The 19,530-nt window shown below is 68.8% G+C and carries 17 protein-coding genes and 2 riboswitches; of the genes, 6 read left to right on the top strand and 11 right to left on the bottom strand.

The genetic code is table 11. From position 1 onward, the window contains the following. Positions 1 to 14 precede the first annotated feature (14 nt). Genes CFB41_RS08665 through cobW form a run of 3 tightly spaced genes read right to left on the bottom strand, consistent with a single transcriptional unit; the run spans position 15 to position 5,989 of the window. The gene (locus CFB41_RS08665; protein ID WP_089456205.1) at positions 15 to 1,091 is read right to left on the bottom strand and encodes an ATP-binding protein; all 1,077 of its coding nucleotides are present in this window, start codon (positions 1,089 to 1,091) and stop codon (positions 15 to 17) included. Beyond that, positions 1,088 to 4,894: a cobaltochelatase subunit CobN gene (gene cobN / locus CFB41_RS08660; protein ID WP_089456204.1), complete on the bottom strand. Its 3,807-nt coding sequence runs from the start codon at positions 4,892 to 4,894 to the stop codon at positions 1,088 to 1,090. Before cobN ends, CFB41_RS08665 begins: the two co-directional genes overlap by 4 nt. Before the next feature lie 6 nt (positions 4,895 to 4,900). Continuing rightward, positions 4,901 to 5,989 carry a cobalamin biosynthesis protein CobW gene (cobW, locus tag CFB41_RS08655; RefSeq protein WP_089440078.1) on the bottom strand — a complete coding sequence of 363 codons (1,089 nt, stop codon included), beginning with the start codon at positions 5,987 to 5,989 and terminating at the stop codon, positions 4,901 to 4,903. A 333-nt stretch (positions 5,990 to 6,322) separates the two neighbouring features. Then, positions 6,323 to 6,587: riboswitch (cobalamin riboswitch) on the bottom strand. A 113-nt stretch (positions 6,588 to 6,700) separates the two neighbouring features. Continuing rightward, positions 6,701 to 6,938: riboswitch (cobalamin riboswitch) on the top strand. Positions 6,939 to 7,107: 169 nt separating this feature from the next. Between cobW and cobA the strand changes: the two genes are divergently transcribed. The 4 genes from cobA to CFB41_RS08635 are packed head-to-tail and all read left to right on the top strand — an operon-like array spanning position 7,108 to position 10,178. Further along, positions 7,108 to 7,857: a uroporphyrinogen-III C-methyltransferase gene (gene cobA / locus CFB41_RS08650; RefSeq protein WP_089456605.1), complete on the top strand. Its 750-nt coding sequence runs from the start codon at positions 7,108 to 7,110 to the stop codon at positions 7,855 to 7,857. Next, on the top strand, positions 7,854 to 8,231 hold the full coding sequence (locus CFB41_RS08645; protein ID WP_089456203.1) for a cobalamin biosynthesis protein: 378 nt from the start codon (positions 7,854 to 7,856) through the stop codon (positions 8,229 to 8,231). Before cobA ends, CFB41_RS08645 begins: the two co-directional genes overlap by 4 nt. 37 nt (positions 8,232 to 8,268) lie before the next feature. Further along, on the top strand, positions 8,269 to 8,871 hold the full coding sequence (gene cobO, locus CFB41_RS08640) for a cob(I)yrinic acid a,c-diamide adenosyltransferase (protein WP_059552006.1): 603 nt from the start codon (positions 8,269 to 8,271) through the stop codon (positions 8,869 to 8,871). 2 nt (positions 8,872 to 8,873) lie between these two features. Next, positions 8,874 to 10,178, top strand: coding sequence for a cobyrinate a,c-diamide synthase (locus CFB41_RS08635; protein WP_089456202.1), 1,305 nt, complete (start codon positions 8,874 to 8,876; stop codon positions 10,176 to 10,178). 70 nt (positions 10,179 to 10,248) lie between these two features. Here CFB41_RS08635 and CFB41_RS08630 read toward each other — a convergent pair whose 3' ends face one another. The 3 genes from CFB41_RS08630 to CFB41_RS08620 form a co-directional block, all read right to left on the bottom strand. Beyond that, positions 10,249 to 10,488 (bottom strand): type II toxin-antitoxin system RelE/ParE family toxin, encoded by a 240-nt coding sequence (locus CFB41_RS08630; protein ID WP_256940978.1) that lies wholly within the window; start codon positions 10,486 to 10,488, stop codon positions 10,249 to 10,251. A gap of 45 nt (positions 10,489 to 10,533) precedes the next feature. Further along, positions 10,534 to 10,779, bottom strand: a complete 246-nt coding sequence (locus tag CFB41_RS08625) for a type II toxin-antitoxin system ParD family antitoxin (RefSeq protein ID WP_089456200.1) — start codon at positions 10,777 to 10,779, stop codon at positions 10,534 to 10,536. Between the two features lie 116 nt (positions 10,780 to 10,895). Then, positions 10,896 to 12,059, bottom strand: a complete 1,164-nt coding sequence (locus tag CFB41_RS08620) for a M20 aminoacylase family protein (protein ID WP_089456199.1) — start codon at positions 12,057 to 12,059, stop codon at positions 10,896 to 10,898. Positions 12,060 to 12,400: 341 nt separating this feature from the next. Here CFB41_RS08620 and CFB41_RS08615 point away from each other — a divergent pair, with 341 nt between their 5' ends. Both CFB41_RS08615 and CFB41_RS08610 read left to right on the top strand, forming a co-directional pair. Further along, positions 12,401 to 13,471 (top strand): type IV toxin-antitoxin system AbiEi family antitoxin, encoded by a 1,071-nt coding sequence (locus CFB41_RS08615; RefSeq protein WP_089456198.1) that lies wholly within the window; start codon positions 12,401 to 12,403, stop codon positions 13,469 to 13,471. Beyond that, positions 13,440 to 14,345 carry a nucleotidyl transferase AbiEii/AbiGii toxin family protein gene (locus tag CFB41_RS08610; protein WP_089456197.1) on the top strand — a complete coding sequence of 302 codons (906 nt, stop codon included), beginning with the start codon at positions 13,440 to 13,442 and terminating at the stop codon, positions 14,343 to 14,345. The genes CFB41_RS08615 and CFB41_RS08610 overlap by 32 nt, the downstream gene beginning before the upstream one ends. A 48-nt stretch (positions 14,346 to 14,393) precedes the next feature. Here the strand turns inward: CFB41_RS08610 and CFB41_RS08605 are convergent, their stop codons facing one another. From CFB41_RS08605 to CFB41_RS08585, 5 genes are all read right to left on the bottom strand, one after another. Then, positions 14,394 to 14,810 carry a PIN domain-containing protein gene (locus CFB41_RS08605; RefSeq protein WP_089456196.1) on the bottom strand — a complete coding sequence of 139 codons (417 nt, stop codon included), beginning with the start codon at positions 14,808 to 14,810 and terminating at the stop codon, positions 14,394 to 14,396. Continuing rightward, positions 14,807 to 15,070 (bottom strand): type II toxin-antitoxin system VapB family antitoxin, encoded by a 264-nt coding sequence (gene vapB / locus CFB41_RS08600; protein ID WP_089440069.1) that lies wholly within the window; start codon positions 15,068 to 15,070, stop codon positions 14,807 to 14,809. The genes CFB41_RS08605 and vapB overlap by 4 nt, the downstream gene beginning before the upstream one ends. Before the next feature lie 249 nt (positions 15,071 to 15,319). Next, positions 15,320 to 16,336 carry a GNAT family N-acetyltransferase gene (locus CFB41_RS08595; RefSeq protein ID WP_089456195.1) on the bottom strand — a complete coding sequence of 339 codons (1,017 nt, stop codon included), beginning with the start codon at positions 16,334 to 16,336 and terminating at the stop codon, positions 15,320 to 15,322. Then, the gene (locus CFB41_RS08590; RefSeq protein ID WP_089456604.1) at positions 16,336 to 17,175 is read right to left on the bottom strand and encodes a formyltransferase family protein; all 840 of its coding nucleotides are present in this window, start codon (positions 17,173 to 17,175) and stop codon (positions 16,336 to 16,338) included. The genes CFB41_RS08595 and CFB41_RS08590 overlap by 1 nt, the downstream gene beginning before the upstream one ends. A gap of 86 nt (positions 17,176 to 17,261) precedes the next feature. Then, the gene (locus CFB41_RS08585) at positions 17,262 to 19,523 is read right to left on the bottom strand and encodes a TonB-dependent siderophore receptor (RefSeq protein WP_089456194.1); all 2,262 of its coding nucleotides are present in this window, start codon (positions 19,521 to 19,523) and stop codon (positions 17,262 to 17,264) included. Positions 19,524 to 19,530: the final 7 nt, after the last annotated feature.

Below are 19,530 nucleotides of genomic sequence, written 5' to 3'. Positions count from 1 at the left end.
GCCGGCTCGATGGCTCAGCGTTTTTTTAGCGGCAGCGGCACCACGCCTTTCACGTCGCGCAGCCCGGCCGGCTCGGGTGGCAGGTAGCCCCAGTCGCCCTGGGATGCCGTGGCATTGCTTTGCGCGGCACCCGGTGAATCGTCGGGGCGATCGCGCGCATCGTGCGCAGAGCGACCGTCGCGTTCGTCGTTGGGTTGCTGCGCGCCGGACGACGGCGGTGGGCCCGCGTGGCGCCGATGCCGCAGCACCGCGTCGGCCACCCGCTCCACATGCGACACCGTCACCGCGTCGGCCTGCTCCAGCGCGGCGAGCGCACGCGCCGCGCGCAGCATCACGAGATCGGCACGCAGCCCGTCGACGGCCGCGTCGATGCACAGCGCGCTGACGCGTGCATGAACCGCATCGTCGAAGTCGAGCGCCGCGAGCCGTGCGCGTGCCGCGTGAATCCGGTCGCCGAGTTCACGTTGCGCGGACGCATGACGGGTGCGGAATGCGTCCGGATCGAGATCGAATGTAAGCCGCGCCTTCACGATCCGCTCGCGCTGCGCGGCGTCGAAGCAGTTCTCCAGCTCGACCATCAAACCGAAGCGGTCGAGCAACTGCGGACGCAGCTCGCCCTCCTCCGGATTCATCGTGCCGATGAGCACGAAGCGCGCATCGTGCGCGTGCGATACGCCATCGCGCTCGACGATGTTCACGCCGCTCGCGGCGACGTCGAGCAGCGTATCGACGAGACCGTCGGCGAGCAGGTTCACTTCGTCGACGTACAGCACGCCGAGATGCGCCCGCGCGAGCAGGCCGGGCCGGAAGCGCACGCCGTTTTCAGCGAGGGCATGCGCGAGATCGAGCGTGCCCGTCACCTGCTCGTCGCTCGCCGACAGCGGCAGCGTGACGAACTGCCCTTCGGGCAACAGCTCCGCGAGGCCGCGCGCCGCGGTCGATTTCGCGGTGCCGCGCGGCCCGCTCACGAGCACGCCGCCGAGCGACGGGTCGATCGCGGCGAGCAGCAGCGCCTGCTGCAGCGCATCCTGCGCGACGAGCGCCGCAAACGGAAAAACCGCGCGGGCGCGGTGCGTCGTCGGATCGGTCATCGCCGTCCCCCTTCCTGGAGTTGTTCGCTCGCGAGCCAGACCGCTTCGATCCGCTCGCGATAGTCGCCCGGTTGCTGCCACAGGCCGCGCTGCATCGCTTCGACGAAACGTTCGCAGATGCCGTGCAGCGCCTTCGGGTTGTGCCGTTCGAGGAACGCACGGGTGGCGTCGTCGAACAGGTACGCGTCGGCGACGAGCGCGTATTGATGGTCGGACAGCACGCGCGCGGTCGCGTCATAGCCGTACAGGTAGTCGACCGTCGCGGCCAGCTCGGCCGCGCCCTTGTAACCATGGCGCTTCACGCCGTCGAGCCATTTCGGGTTGACGACGCGCGAGCGGATCACGCGCGCGATTTCCTCGCGCAGCGTGCGCATCTTCGGCGCGGCCGGGTTCGCATGGTCGCCGTGGTAGATGCTCGGCTGCTGCCCCGAAAGGTGCCGCACGGCCGCCGTCATCCCGCCCTGGAACTGGTAGTAGTCGTTCGAATCGAGGATGTCGTGCTCGCGGCTGTCCTGGTTCTGCACGACGACGTCGATCGTCGCGAGCCGCTCGCCGAACACGTCGGCCGCCGCATCGCCCGCGCTGTTCTGTGCGTACGCATGGCCGCCCCACTGGCGGTACGCATCGGCGAGATCGGCGTCGGTCTGCCAGCGGCGCTGGTCGATCAGGTCCTGCAGGCCCGCGCCGTAGCTGCCCGGCCGCGCGCCGAATACGCGCCAGCCGGCACGGCGTCGCGCTTCGTCCGGCGCCACGCCCTGCGCGACCCATTTTTCGCGTTCGCGCTCGATGCGCGCGCGGATCGGGTTCAGCTCCTCGGGTTCGTCGAGCGCGGCCACTGCCTGCACGGCCGCGTCGAACAGGTGCATCAGGTTCGGGAACGCGTCGCGGAAGAAGCCCGACACGCGCAGCGTCACGTCGATGCGCGGCCGGTCGAAGATCTCGATCGGCAGGATCTCGAAGTCGGTCACGCGATGGCTGCCGTGCGCCCATTTCGGCCGCACGCCGAGCAGCGCGAACGCCTGCGCGATGTCGTCGCCGCCCGTGCGCATCGTCGCCGTGCCCCAGACGGACAGGCCGATCGCGCGCGGATAGTCGCCGTGATCCTGCAGATGGCGCTCGATCAGTTGCTGCGCGGATTTCAGGCCGAGCGACCACGCGGCCTGCGTCGGCACCGCGCGGGTATCGACCGAGTAGAAATTGCGGCCGGTCGGCAGCACGTCGGGGCGGCCGCGCGACGGCGAGCCGCTCGGCCCCGGCGGCACGAAGCGGCCGTCGAGCCCGCGCAGCAGCTGGCGCATTTCCTCGCTGCCGCACGCGTCGAGCGCGGGCAGCAGCGTTTCGCGAACGCGTTCGATCACCGCGAGCGTGTGCGGCCAGTCGCCGGGCGGTGTCGCGTCGGTGCCCGTGCCGCCGCCCGTTGCGCACAGCCCGTCCAGCCATTGCTGCGCGAGCCGTTCGAGCCGCTCGCGCGTGTCCCCCGCATGGCGCCACGGCGATGCGTCGAGCGCCTGCAGGATCGCCGGCCGCGGGCCAAACCACGGCGCGGCCCAGTCGGCTGCGAGCGGATCGAAGTCGTCGCCGAGTGCGAGATCGCGCGCCAGCGCACCGATCAGCCCGGCGCGCGGGCCCTTGCCGTCGCCGACCGGAAAGCGCGCGAGCGCGAGCAGCGTATCGCGCCGCTGACGCTCGGCGGGCGATTCGCCGAACACGTGCAGCCCGTCGCGGATCTGCGCTTCCTTCAGTTCGCACAGCCATGCGTCGACGCGCGTGAGCAGCGCATCTTCGTCGCCGGCATCGCGCGGCGGCGACACGCTCAGTTCGTCATGCAGACGATGCTCGGCGATCGTCGCGAGGATCGTCTTGCGCAGCAGCTTCGCGCGCCGCGCATCGACCATCAGCGCTTCGTAGTATTCGTCGACCTGCCGTTCGAGATCCTGCAGCGGGCCGTAGTTTTCCGCGCGCGTGAGCGGCGGCATCAGGTGATCGATGATCACGGCCTGCGCGCGGCGCTTCGCCTGGCTGCCCTCGCCCGGATCGTTGACGATGAACGGATACAGGTGCGGCAGCGGCCCGAGCGTCAGGTCGGGCCAGCACGCGTCGGACAGCGCGACGCTCTTGCCCGGCAGCCATTCGAGGTTGCCGTGCTTGCCGAGGTGGATGACCGCGTCGATGCGGTACGCATCGCGCAGCCAGAAATAGAACGCGAGATACGCGTGCGGCGGCACGAGCTCGGCGTCGTGGTAGCTCGCGTAGTCGTTCTCGTCGCGCGAGCGCGACGGCTGGATGCCGACGAACACGTTGCCCGCGCGCCAGCCCGCGATCGTGAAGCGGCCTTGCCGCAGCGTCGGGTCGGCTTCGGGCGGCCCCCAACGTTCGTTCAGCGCGTCGCGCACAGCCGCCGGCAATCGCGCGAAACGCGCGACGTAGTCGGCCAGCGGGAAGCTCTGGAAGGCGGGGCGCAGCGCATGCACGGCCGCGTCGTTGGTCACGCCTTCGGTGAGGCGCGCGATCAGCGCGTCGCCGTCGGGCGGCAGGTCGGCCACCGTGTAGCCCGCATCGCGCAGCGCCGCGAGCACGCGCAGCGCGGACGCCGGCGTGTCGAGGCCGACGCCGTTGCCGATCCGCCCTTCGCTTTGCGGATAGTTCGCGAGAATCAGCGCGACGCGCTTGTCGGCGTGATCGAGCGTGCGCAGCCGGCACCAGCCGCGCGCGAGCGTCGCGACGAACGCGATCCGCTCGGCATCCGGCTGGTAGCGCACGACGTCGACCTCGGTGTGCGGGCAGCGGTACGCGAGCCCCTTGAAGCTCACCGCGCGCGTGACGATGCGGCCGTCGACCTCGGGCAGCGCGATGTGCATCGCGATGTCGCGCGCGTGCAGGCCCTGGTTGTCGGCCACCCACGCGTCGCGATTGCCGCCGGACAGGATCACCTGCAGTACCGGCGCGTCGCCGGCGAGCACGTCGTGCTCGGGGCTGTCGATCGCGCCGGCCGCGAACGCGGTCGTGTTCAGCACGAGCGCGACGTCGTGCGCGTCGCAGAGCTGCGTGATGACTTCGCGGCTCACCGCGTCCTTCAGCGACGTGACCGCGATCGGCAGCGGATTCAGCCCCTCTTCGATGAGCGCATCGGCCAGCGCATCGAACACGGCCGTGTTCGCGGCCTGCCAGTGCGCGCGATAGAACAGGATCGCAACGACGGGCGCGCCGGGCGTCCAGCGCGGCCGCCAGTCGTCGACGCTCGCGCGGTCGCGCGCCGGGTGATACAGCGCGGCGGCCGGCAGCGGGCGCGGCAGTTCGGGTTCTTCGCCGAACCCGAGCGTGTGAAATGCAATGCTGCGCAGCAGCGCCTCGGCGTTGTGCACGCCGCCTTCACGCAGGTAGCGCCACCACAGCCGGCACAGGTCGGGCGCGACGGTGCTCTTCGCGACGAGGTTCGGGTCTTCCTGCAGGTCGCCCGAGAACATCGCGAGCTGCTGCCCGCGCTTCGACGCGAGCGACACGGCCTGCTCGATTCCGTACGGCCAGTACGCCTCGCCGCCGAGATGATCGATCACGACCGACTTCGCGTGCTGCAGCACGTCGTCGACGTAGAAGTCGACCGACGCCGGCTGCCGCAGGAACGTGACGTTCGCGAGCCGCACGCTCGGGAAGCCGGCCGGCAGATGCGGCACGACGCTCGCGAGCAGCGACAACGTCGTGTCGGCCGAGCTCAGGATCACGATGTCGGCCGGTTGCTGGTCGATCCGGACGACGCCCTGCGTATCGTCGACGAAGCCGCCCGGCGTGGTGCGCAGCAGATGCATCGTGCGTTACGCCTGTTGCGGTTCGGCCGCGCATGCGGCGTCGAACGCGCGTTGCAGCGCGGCCGCGTCGAGATCCTCGCCGATCAGCACGAAGCGGCTCGCGCGCGTTTCGCCGTCCTGCCAGCGACGGTCGAAATAGCTGTCGAAGCGGCGGCCGACACCCTGGATCACGAGCCGCATCGGCGCACCGGGCAGCGCGGCGAAGCCCTTGGCGCGGTAAATCGTGTGCGCTTCGACGACGCGTTGCAGCGCGGCGATCGTCGCTTCGCGCGTGCCGGCGTCGCCCGACACGACCACCGAGTCGAAATCGTCGTGATGGTGATCGTGATCGCCGTCATCGGCCGAGCCGTGATGGTCGTGACGCAGGTGGATCGTTTCTTCCGATGCCGATTCGAGGCCGAGCAGCATCGCGAGATCGAGCTCGCCGCGCGTCGCGCGCACGATCTTCACCTGCGGCGGGATCTCGTCGCGAATCGCGGTTTCGATCTGCGCGAATTCCGCGTCGCCGACGAGATCGGCCTTGTTCACGATCACGAGGTCGGCGGACGACAGCTGATCGGCGAACAGCTCGTGCAGCGGCGATTCGTGGTCGAGGTTCGGATCGGCGCGGCGCTGCGCGTCGACCGCCTGCGGGTTTTCCGCGAACTGGCCGCTGGCGGCCGCCGGCCCGTCGACCACGGTCACGACCGCGTCGACCGTGAAGGCGTTGCGAATCGTCGGCCAGTTGAACGCCTGCACGAGCGGCTTCGGCAGCGCGAGGCCGGACGTCTCGATCAGCACGTGGTCGATATCCGCGCGGCGCTCGACGAGCGCTTCCATCACCGGATAGAACTCTTCCTGCACGGTGCAGCACAGGCAGCCGTTCGCGAGTTCGTACAGCTGACCCGCCGCTTCGCCCTCAGCGCCATCGGCATCCTCGCAGCCGATGCCGCAGCCCTTGAGGATTTCGCCGTCGATGCCGAGCTCGCCGAATTCATTGACGATCACCGCGATGCGGCGGCCTTCGGCGTGCTGCAGGATGTGACGCATCAGCGTGGTCTTGCCGCTGCCGAGAAAGCCCGTGACGATCGTGACGGGAAGCTTGCGTAGGGTCATGGTAGGTCCTGTGTCGAAAATGGAATCAGCCCGGGATCGTCGCGTCGAGGGCGGCGTGGCAGTTCATCTGGCGGATCGCGGGCATGCCGCCGCGCGATCCGCATGGACAATCGCGGGACGGGCGGGACGACGAATCGGACATGGTGCTTCCTTGCGAACGGTCGACATCGTGAATGCCAACACGGCTGCCGCCGGCCCGGCACGCGCTGCCTGCCATTCGCCGCGCCGGCCGGCCGGCGCGGACTCGCGCAGGAACGGATCGGTGGAGCAAGCGGGCAATACGCGGGCGTCGGGCCGGCTGCGGCCGTGGACGATGCGCCGCCTCCCCGCGGCGCTGAACCCCAACGTTTCGGCCGGTATCCGGGCTGACGAACACGCCGCTTCGCCTTCCCGGATGCGCGGCATCCAGTGGCGGTCGTCCGCATGCACGCGGCATGCGGCGAAGCGGCGTTGCGTGGCGCATGCGCGCGACGCGTTCGCTTACCGTTGCGGGGGCAGCACAGGTTGGCTCGACTGCGGTGCAGGCAGGCTCCCTGTTTCCCGTTTAACTGCGCGCACCGGAGCGGCGCGCGCGAGCACCAAAACGCGTGCGAGTGTAGGCGGCGGTGCGGGGAGCGTCAAGGCGGAACGGGCCGCCGGGCCCGGTTCCGGATGGCTGCCGCGCGTGGCCGGAAGCCGTGCGAGGCGGTTCGCGCGGGGGAGGCGCTGTGCTATCGTAGCGCCGCGTTCGGTGCCCGCATGCGCATTCCGCACATGCAGTTAAACGGGAAACAGGAGGCGGACCCCCGCCCGGCCTGTGCTGTCCCCGCAACGGTACGCCGCCCGCGCGACGCGCTTTATCGCGCACGCGCCCAGGCCGCCCACGATGCCACTGCCCGTCAACCGGGCGGGAAGGCTGCGGCCTGGCAAGCGGCCAGCCCGGATACCGGCCGACGCAAGGGGCGAGCCCGACGCTCGCCGAACGCCCGATCCGCGGGGGACGGATGAGGTGCGCATTCCGCCCGCGTCCGCGCGGGCTTCGTTCGATCCATCATGGTTGACCTGTCCGCTGGCCGCCGCCGGGCCGCCCGCCTGCCCTTTTCCACTTTGACGACACGGTGCGCGCCGTGCCGCGTCCGATGAGCCGCGCGTGGCTCGTCGGCGCCGGCCCCGGCGACGCCGACCTGCTGACGCTCAAGGCCGTCCACGCGATCGGCACGGCGGACGTGCTGCTCGTCGACGATCTCGTGAATCCCGACGTGCTGCGCCATGCGCGCGCCGATGCGCACATCGAGCACGTCGGCAAGCGCGGCGGTCATGCGTCGACGCCGCAGGAGACGATCGTCGCCGCGATGCTCGCGCATCTGCGCGCGGGGCGCAGCGTCGCGCGGCTCAAGGGCGGCGATCCGTTCGTGTTCGGCCGCGGCGGCGAGGAGCTGGCCGCGCTCGGCGCGGCGGGATTCCCGGTCGAAGTCGTGAACGGCGTCACCGCGGGCATCGCCGCGCCGGCCGCGATCGGCATCCCGGTCACGCAGCGCGGCGACGCGCAGGGCGTGATCTTCGTCACGGGCCACGGCGCGGGCGCCGACGAACCCGACTGGCGCGCGCTCGCGGCCACGCGCATGACGATCGTCATCTACATGGGCATCCGCCGGCTCGACGCGATTGCCACCGCGCTGCGCGATGGCGGGCTGCCCGGCGCGACGCCGTGCGCGGCGATCGAGCATGCGACGCGCCCTGAGCAACGCCACGTGCTCGCGACGCTCGATACGCTCGTCGAACGCATCGGCACCGCCGGTATCGGTTCGCCGGCGATCGTCGTGATCGGGCGCGTCGCGGCGTTCGCCGACGATCCCGCGGTACGGGCCGCGCTCGGCGGCGGCGCATGATGCGTGTCGCGCTCGGCATCGGTTTCCGTGCAGGCGTGACGGCCGCGCAACTCGATGCCGCGATCCGCGCGGCGCTGATGCCGTACCCGGCCGCCGAACCCGCGCTCGTGGCCACGCTCGCCGACAAGGCGCGTGCCCGCGCACTGCGCACGTTGTGCGCGCGACGCGGCTGGCCGCTCGTCGCGTTCGACGCGGCGCAACTCGCGAGCCGCCCGGAACTGGCCGCGAGCGGCCCGTCGGCCGCCGCGCTCGCTCGCTTCGGCGTCGCGGGCGTGGCCGAGCCGTGCGCGCAGCTCGCGGCGCCGCATGGCCGGCTGTTGGGCCCCAAATCCATCCGGGACGGCGTGACGGTCGCACTCGCCGGCCCGCTCTGAACCCTTTGTTTCGCTTTCTTTCGACAGGACGAATCCGATGAAAACCGACGCCGAATCCCATCAACGGATGACCGAACGCCGCCGTGCCGGCCACGAGAAGAAGCAGGCCGCCGCCGTCAACGAAAAGGGCCTGCTGATCGTCAACACCGGCAACGGCAAGGGCAAGAGCACGGCCGCGTTCGGCATGGCCGTGCGCGTGCTCGGCCACGGCATGCGGCTCGGTGTCGTGCAGTTCATCAAGGGTGCGCTGCACACGTCCGAGCGCGACTTCCTCGGCGCGGTGGCCGAATGCGATTTCGTGACGATGGGCGACGGCTATACGTGGAACACGCAGAACCGCGACGCCGACATCGCGACCGCGCGCAAGGGCTGGGACGAGGCGCGCCGGATGATCGAGAGCGGCGACTACCGGATGGTGATCCTCGACGAACTGAACACGGTGCTGAAGTACGAATACCTGCCGCTCGACGAAGTGCTCGCGACACTCGCCGCACGTCCCGAGTCGGTGCACGTCGTCGTGACCGGGCGGCATGCGCCCGATGCGCTGATCGACGCGGCCGACCTCGTCACCGAAATGCGGCTCGTCAAGCATCCGTACAAGGAGCAAGGCGTGAAGGCGCAGCGCGGCGTGGAGTTCTGAGCATGCCCGCCTGTCCCGCGCTGTTCGTCAGTGCGCCCGCGTCGGGCCAGGGCAAGACGTCGGTGACGGCGGGCCTGGCGCGGCTGCACCGCCGGCTCGGCCGGCGCGTGCGCGTGTTCAAGACCGGGCCCGATTTTCTCGATCCGATGCTGCTCGAACGCGCGAGCGGCGCGCCGGTGCATGCGCTCGACCTCGGGATGGTCGGCGAGGCCGGCTGCCGTGCACTGTTGGCCGACGCGGCGCGCGAGGCCGACCTGATCCTGATCGAAGGCGTGATGGGGCTGTTCGACGGCACGCCGAGCAGCGCCGACCTCGCGGCCGCGTTCGGCGTGCCGGTCGTCGCGGTGATTTCGGCGAAGTCGATGGCGCAGACGTTCGCGGCGATCGCGTTCGGGCTCGCGCGGTTCCGGCCGGGGCTGCCGTTTCACGGCGTGCTGGCGAATCGCGTCGGGTCGGCCCGGCATGCGGAACTGCTGCAACAGGCGCTGCCCGACGACCTGCGCTGGCTCGGGCACGTGCCGGCCGATGCGGGCATCGCGCTGCCGGAGCGGCATCTCGGCCTGCACCAGCCGAACGACATCGACGATCTCGACGCGCGGCTCGATCGCGCGGCCGACGTGCTCGCGCAAACGGCGCTGGCCGAGTTGCCGCCGGCCGTTGCGTTCGCGGAACCGGATGCAGCGGCGCCGCTGCCGCGTGCGCTCGCCGGCAAGCGGATCGCGGTAGCGCGCGATGCGGCTTTTTCGTTCATCTATCCGGCGAATCTCGCGTTGCTCGACGCGCTCGGTGCGCAGGTGCGATTCTTTTCGCCGCTCGCCGACGAACCGTTGCCGGACGATTGCGACGCACTGTTCGTGCCGGGCGGCTACCCGGAATTGCATGCGGCGACACTCGCGGCGAATGCCTCGACCGCGCGTTCGATTCGCGCGCACGCAGCGGCCGGCCGGCCGATCGTCGCGGAATGCGGGGGGATGGTGTATCTGTGTGAGTCGCTGACCGATGTCGACGGTGTGACGACGCCGATGCTGGGGCTGTTGCCGGGTCACGCGACGATGCAGCGCCGGTTCGCCGCACTCGGCATGCAGCAGCTCGACACGCGCAGCGGGACGATGCGGGGGCATACGTTCCACTACTCGCGGCTCGCGACGCCGCTGGAGGCGGTCGCGCATGCCGCGCGTCCCGATGGCGCGGCGGGCTACGGCGAGGCCGTCTATTGTCGCGATACGATCGTCGCGACGTACATGCACATGTACTGGCCGTCGAATCCGGAAGCGGTCGTGGCGTTGTTCAGCGGGGAAGCGCTCTAGATTCGGGATCGCACGAGTCATACCGGGATTGCATGCCCCGTCGCAACGATCACGTGCCTGCCTTGTGCGACTACAAATGTTGTTCGATGTCCATGCGTTGATGCAGGACCCGAATCAAATCGATCGTGTATTCCGTTTCACGATAGAACACGACGTGGGAGCCCACGGCGTACCGGAAATATCCATCGCGAACAATGCAAGTCCGGCCGACCTTTTCACCGCGCGCCAGCGCTTCCATGGTTCCGATCAGATCGCGGTGGTAAAGGTCGGGTTGCTTGAGCGACCCCCGCCCGACGGTATCGCGCCAAATGTCTTCGCGATCGAGTTCGGCCAGCGAGGCGAGCCGACGCTGCCTTTAGCCGTCATGCGCGGCCCGCATGCGGGCCAGGAAGGCCTCGCGGTCGAATGGCCTGGGTGCTCCCGATACCTCCCCGGCCTTCAACGCTTCCTGCAACGCGCGCACCTGCATGTCGCGTGATTCGAGAAGCCGCAAACCGGTTCGTTCGACGTCGCTTGCGGAACCGTATTGTTCCGATTGCACTTGGGTATCGACGAGTTCGGCAAAGTGGTCGCGCCGGGAAACGGATGTGTTTTGCGACATGAGTCATTTCTCTTTCAATGCGGCCATCGTTTTCCCGAGTCTGGGACTTCCGGCGCTCCGCCGTTGCGGCGACCTTGTCGATGCCGCGCCTCGCGCCGTATGCGTCGTTTTCGCTGTCAAACCAGGAACGCCTCCGCCAGCTTCACCCAGTACGACGCGCCGGTCGGCAGCGCCGCATCGTTGAAGTCGTAGCCGGGGTTGTGCACCATGCAGCCGCCCTCCCCGTCGCCGTTACCGATGATCAGGTAGCAGCCCGGCCGCTTCTCGAGCAGGAACGCGAAATCCTCGCTGCCGGTGAGCGGCACCATCCCGTCGATCAGGTTCGCGTCGCCCACCCATTCGCGGGCGACGTTGCGCGCGAACGCGGTCATTTCCGCATCGTTGACGAGCACCGGGTAGCGGCGCTGGTAGTCGATCGTCGCGGTCGCGCCGAACACGGCCGCCTGCGCATGCACGACTTCCTTGATGCGCGTCTCGAGCAGGTCGCGCACCTCCGGCTTCAGCGCGCGCACCGACAGGCGCATCTGCGCGCGATCGGGAATCACGTTCGGCGCCTCGCCCGCGTGGATCGCGCCGACCGTGACGATCGCCATGTCGAGCGGCGACACGTTGCGCGACACGATCGTCTGCAGCGCGATGACGATCTGCGCGCAGACGACCACCGAATCGACCGCCTTGTGCGGCACCGCGCCGTGGCCGCCCCGGCCTTGCACGTCGACGATCACCGTATCCGACGACGCCATGAACGACCCCGGCAGGAAGCCGAACTTGCCCGTCGGGAAACCGGGCATGTTGTGCATCGCGAAGATCGCATCGCACGGGAACAGCTCGAACAGCCCTTCGTCGAGCATCTTCTTCGCGCCGCCGAGCCCCTCCTCGGCCGGCTGGAAAATCAGGTTCAGCGTGCCCGAGAAGCGGCGCTCGCGCGCCAGGTGCTTCGCGGCCGCGAGCAGCATCGCCGTGTGGCCGTCGTGGCCGCACGCATGCATCTTGCCGGCGATCCTGCTCTCGTACGGCAGGCCCGTGGCCTCGTGGATCGGCAGTGCGTCCATGTCGGCGCGCAGGCCGAGCCGCTGTGCGCCGCTACCGACCTTCAACTGCGCGACGACACCCGTGCCGCCCAGCCCGCGATGCACCGTGTAGCCCCACGACTGCAGTTGCTCCGCGACGAGGTCGCTCGTCGCGAACTCTTCGAAGCCGAGCTCGGGGTGGGCGTGGATGCGGTGCCGGATCTCGATCATTTCGTCGGCGAGGCTGGCGGGAATCACGCTGTGCGTCACGGTGTCGTCTCCTGTCCTGTGGGGAATGTGCAGGCAAGGATAGTGGGTTCGGCAGCAACCGGGCAGACGGAAAGTCGTCGTGGTAGCAACCCGCAGTTGCCATACTGAGAACGATGCGCGAGGCGCGCAAGCTGGCCATCCGGACGACTGCCGCCCACGAGCCTAATGCGCAACACTGTGTGCCACCCATCGATTTCTTGCGTGTGAGGGCCGCGGTGACTATCGTTCATAATCATCAAATAGTTCCTACGCATCAATATCTTGTGAATGCTTGTTCACTTTTTGACGCTTGTACATTTTTTGTGTACGCTGACAAAAAAGTGAACAAGCGATTCCCTTTGATGCCCGTGAACACCTCCCTCTCCGTGTCGGAACAGCGCGTGCTCGACGAAGCGTGCGCCGCGTTCGAAAGCGCGACCCGGCGCTTTCGTGCCCGGCCCGTGCGTGTGTCGGCCGCCTGGAAGGCGCGCGCCGACGCCATGATCCGCTTCGACGTTGCCGGGCAGGCATTCGAGATGCCGGTCGCCGTGAGCCTGCGCGTCGAATCGCTGTCGGGCGCGCTCGCGGAATTGCGCCGCCGCGGCGAACCCGCAGCGCCCGGCGAACGGTCGTTGATGCTGGTCGCACCGTATCTTTCGGCGGAACTGGCCGCCGGCCTGACCGACCAGGGCATCCCGTTTCTCGATACCGCCGGCAACGCATGCCTGACCGAACCGGAGGCGACCGTGATGATCGCGGGCCGGCCGAAGCCCGCACGCACGCCACGCCGACAGGCGTCGCGCGCGACGACGCCGAAGGGGCTGGCCGTGATGTTCGCCCTCGCGACGCAGCCGGGCCTGGTCGCGCAACCGTATCGGGCGATCGCCGCCGCGTCGGACGTCGCGCTCGGCACGGTCAATCTCGCGATGGACGACCTGATCGCGCGTGGCCTCGTCGGGCAACGCCGCAACGGCGAGCGCCTGATGCCCGACTGGCCGCGCTTCGTACAGGAATGGGTCGCGCTCTATCCGAGCCGCTTGCGCGCGAAACTGCCGAGCCGCCGGTTTGCGAGCCTCGCGCCCGACTGGTGGCGCGGCTTCGATTTCGCGGCATTCGATGCGCGACTCGGCGGCGAGCCGGCAGCCGACCTGCTGACGCGCGACCTGAAACCCGCCGCGATCACCGTCTATACGCACGGCACCGCGTCGAACCGGCTGCTGCTTCAGGGCCGCCTGCGTCCGGACGAGCGCGGCGATGTCGAGATCGTCGAAGCGTTCTGGCCGCGGTCCGCGGAGCTTGCCTGGCGCGAGCAGGAAGTACCGGTCGTACCGCCGCTGCTGATCTACGCGGATCTCGTCGCGTCCGGCGACAGCCGCAATCTTTCCATCGCCGATCGCATCCATGACCGATGCCTCGCCCAACCGCCCGCTTGAGGTCGACGCACGCCGGCCGCTGGAGCCTGCGGCGGTCGCGTTGCTGCAGGCCGTCGGCTCTGCCTGCGCGCGTCTCGACACGGCATTCGTGGTCGCCGGTGCAACCGCGCGCGACATCCTGATGTGGCACGTGCACGGCATCCGGCCGGTGCGCGCGACGAGAGATGTCGACGTCGCGGTGTGCGCGGTGAGCTGGCCGTTTCACGCGCAGCTCGTCGAGGCACTCGTCGCGACTGGGCAGTTCACGCGCGCACCGAAACAGCAGCAGAAACTGCTGTTCGAAAGCGGCGCGGACGGTTTTCGCACGGAGCTGGATCTCGTGCCGTTCGGGCCGCTCGAAACGCCTCCGGGCGAAATCGCATGGCCGCCCGGCGGTGAATTCGTGCTGAACGTGCTCGGGTTTCAGGAAGCGGTGGATACCGCACAGCCTGTGTCGATCGATGCGCGCACCGTGGTACCGGTGGCCAGCCTGCCGGCACTGGCGCTGCTGAAGCTGCTCGCCTGGAAGGACCGGCGTGCACGCCAGAACAGCGATGCGTACGACCTGCTGTTCCTGCTGCGGAATTTTCACGACGCCGGCAATCGCGAACGTATCTGGGATGCCGCGCCGGACCTGCTCGAAATCCACGCATTCCAGCCGGGACTCGCCGCTGCCGCGCTGCTCGCGCGAGAGGCGAAACGCATCGCTTCGCCACAAACGCGTGACGCGATCCGTGCGCTGTTGTCGGACGAAGCAACTTATGCCGTGCTCGGCCAGGATCTGCTGGCACGTGCATTTGCGCTGTTGCCCGGTGAATTCAGCGATGACGCCGACCGGTATCTCGACGCATTCCGCAACGCCTTTCTCGCAGACGAACCCGCGTCGCGCGCTTGACGCGCCGATGCGCAACCGCCGAGCGACCGAACAGATCCCGAACGGCGCTCAAGCCGCCCAGTCTTCGAGCGACAACCCGGCCACACGACCGAACTCGCGGCTGTTGTGCGTGACGAGCACCGCACCGGCCGCGATCGCATGGCCGGCGATCGATGCGTCGTTCGCGCCGATCGGCGTGCCGCGCGCGGCGAGATCGGCACGAATCGCGGCCGTTGCATCGACGGCCGCCGTGTCCCACGACAGCACGCCGTCCAGCCGCGAAACAAAGGCCGTCACGAGTTCCGCATGCTTCGGCGACGCCTTCCTGCCGACCGCGCCGAACCGCATTTCGGCATAGGTAATCGCCGAGACGACGATCCGGTGCTGCGCATTGACGCACGATTGCAATCGCGACAGCACCACGGGCGGCCGCTCACGCATGATGAACGAACAGATATTCGTATCGAGCATGTAGAGCGTGGTCACTGGCCGGACTCCGTCGGGGCGGCGCCACCATCGGCCAGGTCGAAGCGGCTGGACTCGATGACGGCCGGGCGTTCGGCGAGGAAGTCGGCGTCGGCCGGCGGTTCGCTCGCGAACGAGAGCCACGTGGGCCGCACCGGCCGCAGCAGCAGCGTGTCGCCCTCGCGGCGGATCTCGAGTTCCGTCACCCCCTCGAACTCCATGTCCTTCGGGATGCGGATTGCCTGGTTACGGGCGTTCTTGAAAATGGAAACGGTGCGCATGAGCCACTCCATGGGAGTACGATGCGTCCATTCTAGACATATGCTGGCATATGTCAATGCGGGCGCGCGCAAACGGGATGTCGCGCCCCATGCTGTCGCGGATGTTTTTGCCATGTCGCGGGCCTGTCGTCGATGAGGAGAGCGATCCATTCTTCACGACGCAGGCCGCGCGGTCCATATGCCGGACGGCCGATGCCCGCGAGCCACGGTGCCGCGCGCACCCTCGCACCGCACCGCGCACCCGCGCCGTCACGGCAATTTGAAAGTGTCGAAGAATGTATCGCGCTCGATCACGGTGAGCGCCGCGCGCTTGTGCGGGAAGTCGAACTCCTTCAGCGTGTAGAACCCGAGCCGGTGCATGTACGCGATGTGCCGCACGTGGTCGACGCGCGGCTCGCCCACGAGCCGTTGCGTGCGCGGTTCGTCGACGAACATGTAGTGCAGCACCCCGCTCCACCACGCATGCAGCTTGCCGGCGCTCTGGAAGCGCGAATCGCCGATCAGCAGGTGCAGCCCGCGGTCATAGTCGTGCGCGTCGTAGAACGGCGCGAGACGGTCCTCCTTTGCCCAGTAGAACTCGAAATAGCCGAACGGCGTGTCGTCGAAATAGCCGATCATCGGGTGCATGTGCGGATCCGCGAGCCGCTCGGCGAGATACGCCGCGTGTTCGTCGCGCGTGCCGCGCTGGTCCCAGAAATGCGCGACGCGATCGAGGTTCATCCAGCCGCTGAACAGGTCCGCGTGCGCGTCGACATCGACGGTGCGCAGGCTGAACGTCATCCCGACCTGCGGCATGGCGCGTGCATAGATCTCGCCGGCCGGCGACGGCGGCCGCACCGGGTGCCGGTGGCCGTTCGTGATCACATGGCGCAGCGGCATGCCACCCGACGCCGGCGCCTTCAGCCACGGCCGCGGGTTCTGCCAGAACGTCGCGCGCGACACGGTGAAGCGCAGCGCGTCGCCGGCAACCTGCGCGCCGTCGATCACGCCCTCGCGCACCGCGCGCGCGACGTACGCCGCCACGGCTGCCGCGTCGGCGCCGCCGAGCGGCACCGTGATCGTCGCCGCGTCGTAGCGCGTGTCGGTGTTGAACAGCGCGACGAACGCCGCGAGCAATACGTCCGGCGAATCGTCGGGCCGCCACGCGTCGAGCGTGTGCTCGGCGACGGCCATCGCCTGCCCGGGTGCGGCGCCGTCGAGCGCGGCGGCCACTTCACCTTCGACGGCGTCCGCCGTGCCGGCCGGTTTCGTCAACGTGTCTTCCATCACAGTGCTCCCGCGTCGTGGCGGTCGGCGAGGACGTGCAGCCCCCGCTCGAGCGCCGGAAACAGGCTACGCTGGAAGTTGTTCCAGCGCAGTTCGAGAATCGTGTCGTCCGGCGCGATCGGCGTGTCGAGCACGTCGCAGATCACCTCCCCGGAATCGATGCCGTTGTCGACGTAGTGAAACGACGCGCCGGTCATCGTCACGGGCTCGACGGGCGACGTCGTGCCGTTCGACCAGTCGACCCGTTCGCCGCGCGCGCCGTGCAGCGCGTCGAGCGTCGCCCACGCGCCGCGCCGCTGGTACGGCGAACCGTCGGCGGTGATGCCCGGGTGGATGTTGGCGATGCGCCGGTGAAAGCGCGCGCCGGGCCGCACGAGCTCGTCGAGGATCACGAGCAGCCCGTCGAGCACGACGACGTCGGCGTCGAGTTCGAGCAGGCGCTCGAGCAGGCGGCGCTCGAACGCCTGTTTGGCCCCAGCGCGCTCGCGCGAGTCGCGCGGCAGCCGCCGGTACGTCGACGCAATCGTGCAGAACAGTTCGTCGACCGGCCGGCCCTGCACCGTCAACCCTTCCGGCAGGATCCACGGGCGGCCCGGCGTGCGGGCGAAGCCGTAGTCGGCGACTTTCGCGCGGTCGGCCGGCGAACCGTCGTCGTCGTCGACGATCACGCCCTTGAGCGTGTAACGCTCGCCGAGCGGCGAATCGTTCAGGCGTTCGACGAGATATTCGAGCGGCGCCTTCATGTAGCGCGTGCCGCCCCGATAAGCGACCGGCTGCCCGGCGCGATCGGCCGCGCCGTTGCGCAGCGACTGGATGTAGACGAGATTTTTCTTCGGCATGGATGCGTCGTGGAAAAGCGGACGAAGGCGCCGCGGCCCGCCCGCGCCGGCCACGAAGGCCGGCCGGCGGGCCGCGGCGCGCGACGTCACCAGTTGTATTTCGCGGTCGCGATCACGGTACGGTCGGTGCCGAACACACAGACGTTCATCGACTGGCAGCCGCTGATGTAGTGGCGGTTGGCCAGGTTCGTTCCGTTCACGGCGAAGCGCCAGTTACGCGTGTCGTAGTGCACGCCCGCGTCGAACAGCGTGACGCTCGATACCGTCAGCGAGTTGTCGGCCCCACCGGCCGATGCGCTCTGGTAACGAATGCCGCCGCCCAGGCCGAAGCCCGCGAGCGGCCCCGTGTGCCACGTCCAGTCTGTCCACAGCGACGCCATCTGGCGCGGGCGCGGAATGTCGACCGGCCAGTTGTTCAGCGACACGTCGTTGGCCTTCACGTTCTTCACGTCCTGATACACGTACGACGCGATCACCGACAGGTTGCGCGTGACCTTGCCGGTCGCGCTCAGCTCGATCCCGCGCGAACGCACTTCGCCGGTCTGTACCGACTTCGTGCCGGTATTGTCCTGGCTCGGCAGCGCCGGCGTGAGCACGTTGGTCTGGTTGATCTGGTAGATCGCCGCGTTCAGCATCAGGTTCTTGCCGGGCGGCTGCCAGCGCAGGCCGGCTTCGATCTGCTTGCCGCGGGTCGGCTGCGGCAGCCCGCCGCCAAGCAGGTTCACGCCGATCAGCGGATTGAACGACGTCGCGTAGCTGACGTACGGCGACAGCCCGTAATCGCCCTGGTACGTGAGGCCGACGCGGCCGGTGAACGCCGTGACGTCCGCCTTCGTCGACGTGCCGGCCGCACGGTCGTCCATCCGCATGTTGACCCAGTCTTCGCGGCCGCCGAGCGTCAGCGTCCAGCGGTTCCACTTGATCTGGTCCTGCGCGTACAGGCCGAACGTGTTCATCGTCGTGTACGTGTTGGTGCGGAACGTCGAGTCCGGCGTGAACACCGCCTTCGTGACAGGCAGGTAGACCGGGTTGTAGATGTTCAGCGGCGGCGCGGCGGCGAGCCATTCGCTGTCGGTCGCGGTCTGGCGGTTGTACTGGAAGCCGAGCAGCAGCGTGTGCTGGAGCGGGCCCGTCGCGAAGCGGCCTTCGAGGTTGTTGTCGATGTCGAAGCGGCTGTAGTTCATCTGGAACACACCGGCCCAGCGCGACACGTCGGTCGTGCTGCCGTCGACGAAGCCATTGCCGAATACCGAACCGTTGTCGAGCGACAGGTGCATCAGGCGCGTGTTCTGGCGGAACGTCCACGCCGGCGTCAGGTTCCGCTCGAACTGATAGCCGACCGACCACTGCTTCTTGCGGTAGTAGTTGAAGTTCGGATCGCCTTCGTACACGTCCTTGTTGATCTGGCCGTTCGGGTTCGGCAGCACCGTACCCTGCGCGGGCAGGAAGTTCGACGAGATATCGCCCCAGTCCTGCAGATAGGTGGCCGACAGCGTCAGCGACGTATCCGCGTTCGGACGCCAGCGGAACGACGGTGCGAGCGCGACGCGCTGGTCGTTGTTCGGGCCGGTCAGCGCGTTGCCGTCGCGTGCGACGCCGACGAAGCGGTACGCGTACTTGCCGTCCGGGTCGAGCTTGTCGCCGACGTCGATCATGAACTGCTTGCGCGCGTAGTTGCCGATCTGCACGCCGGCCTCGCGCACGCGCTCGCCGTCGGCGAGCTTGGTCTGCACGTCGACGATCGCGCCCGGGTCGCCCGCGCCGTACAGCACCGAGGTCGGCCCGCGCAGCACGCTGATGCTGTCGATCATGTACGGATCGACGCGCCAGCTCGCGAGGTTGATCGTGTTCGGCACCTGCAGCCCGTTCACGTACGCGGTCGGCGTGAAGCCGCGCAGCGCGGCGTACCAGTCGGAACGGTTGTCCGAGCCGTACGACGAGAAGCCCGGCACGTAGCGCAGCGCCGCGTTCACGTCGGTCGCGCCGGTCATCTCGATCTGCTGCGCGGTGACGACGTTGATCGTCTGCGGGATCTCGTTGATCGACGTGCTGGTCTTCGTGCCGGTGCGGCTGCGCTTCGCGACGAGCCCGACCGTGCCGTCTCCTTCCGAGGCCGCGTTGACGTTGATCGTCGGCAGCGTGCCGGTCGATGCACTGGCCGACGCACTCGCCGCCGCACCGTTCTGCGCACTGCTGGCCGACGCCGCTGCGCCTGCGTTCACGGCCGGTGCCGTCTGGGCCTGTGCGTGCCCTGCCGCCACACCGAACGCCACGCTCGCCGCGGCTGCGATCGCACGCAAGCGCGTGCCTGTTGCCCACTCCATCTTTCTCTGCTCCACTTTTTTCATGCGGTCT

Origin of the sequence: Burkholderia sp. AU33803 (assembly GCF_002223095.1) — a bacterium.
Lineage (GTDB): Bacteria > Pseudomonadota > Gammaproteobacteria > Burkholderiales > Burkholderiaceae > Burkholderia.
Note: the sequence above shows the minus strand (reverse complement) of the source record. Positions and strands in the feature narration are given on the sequence as shown.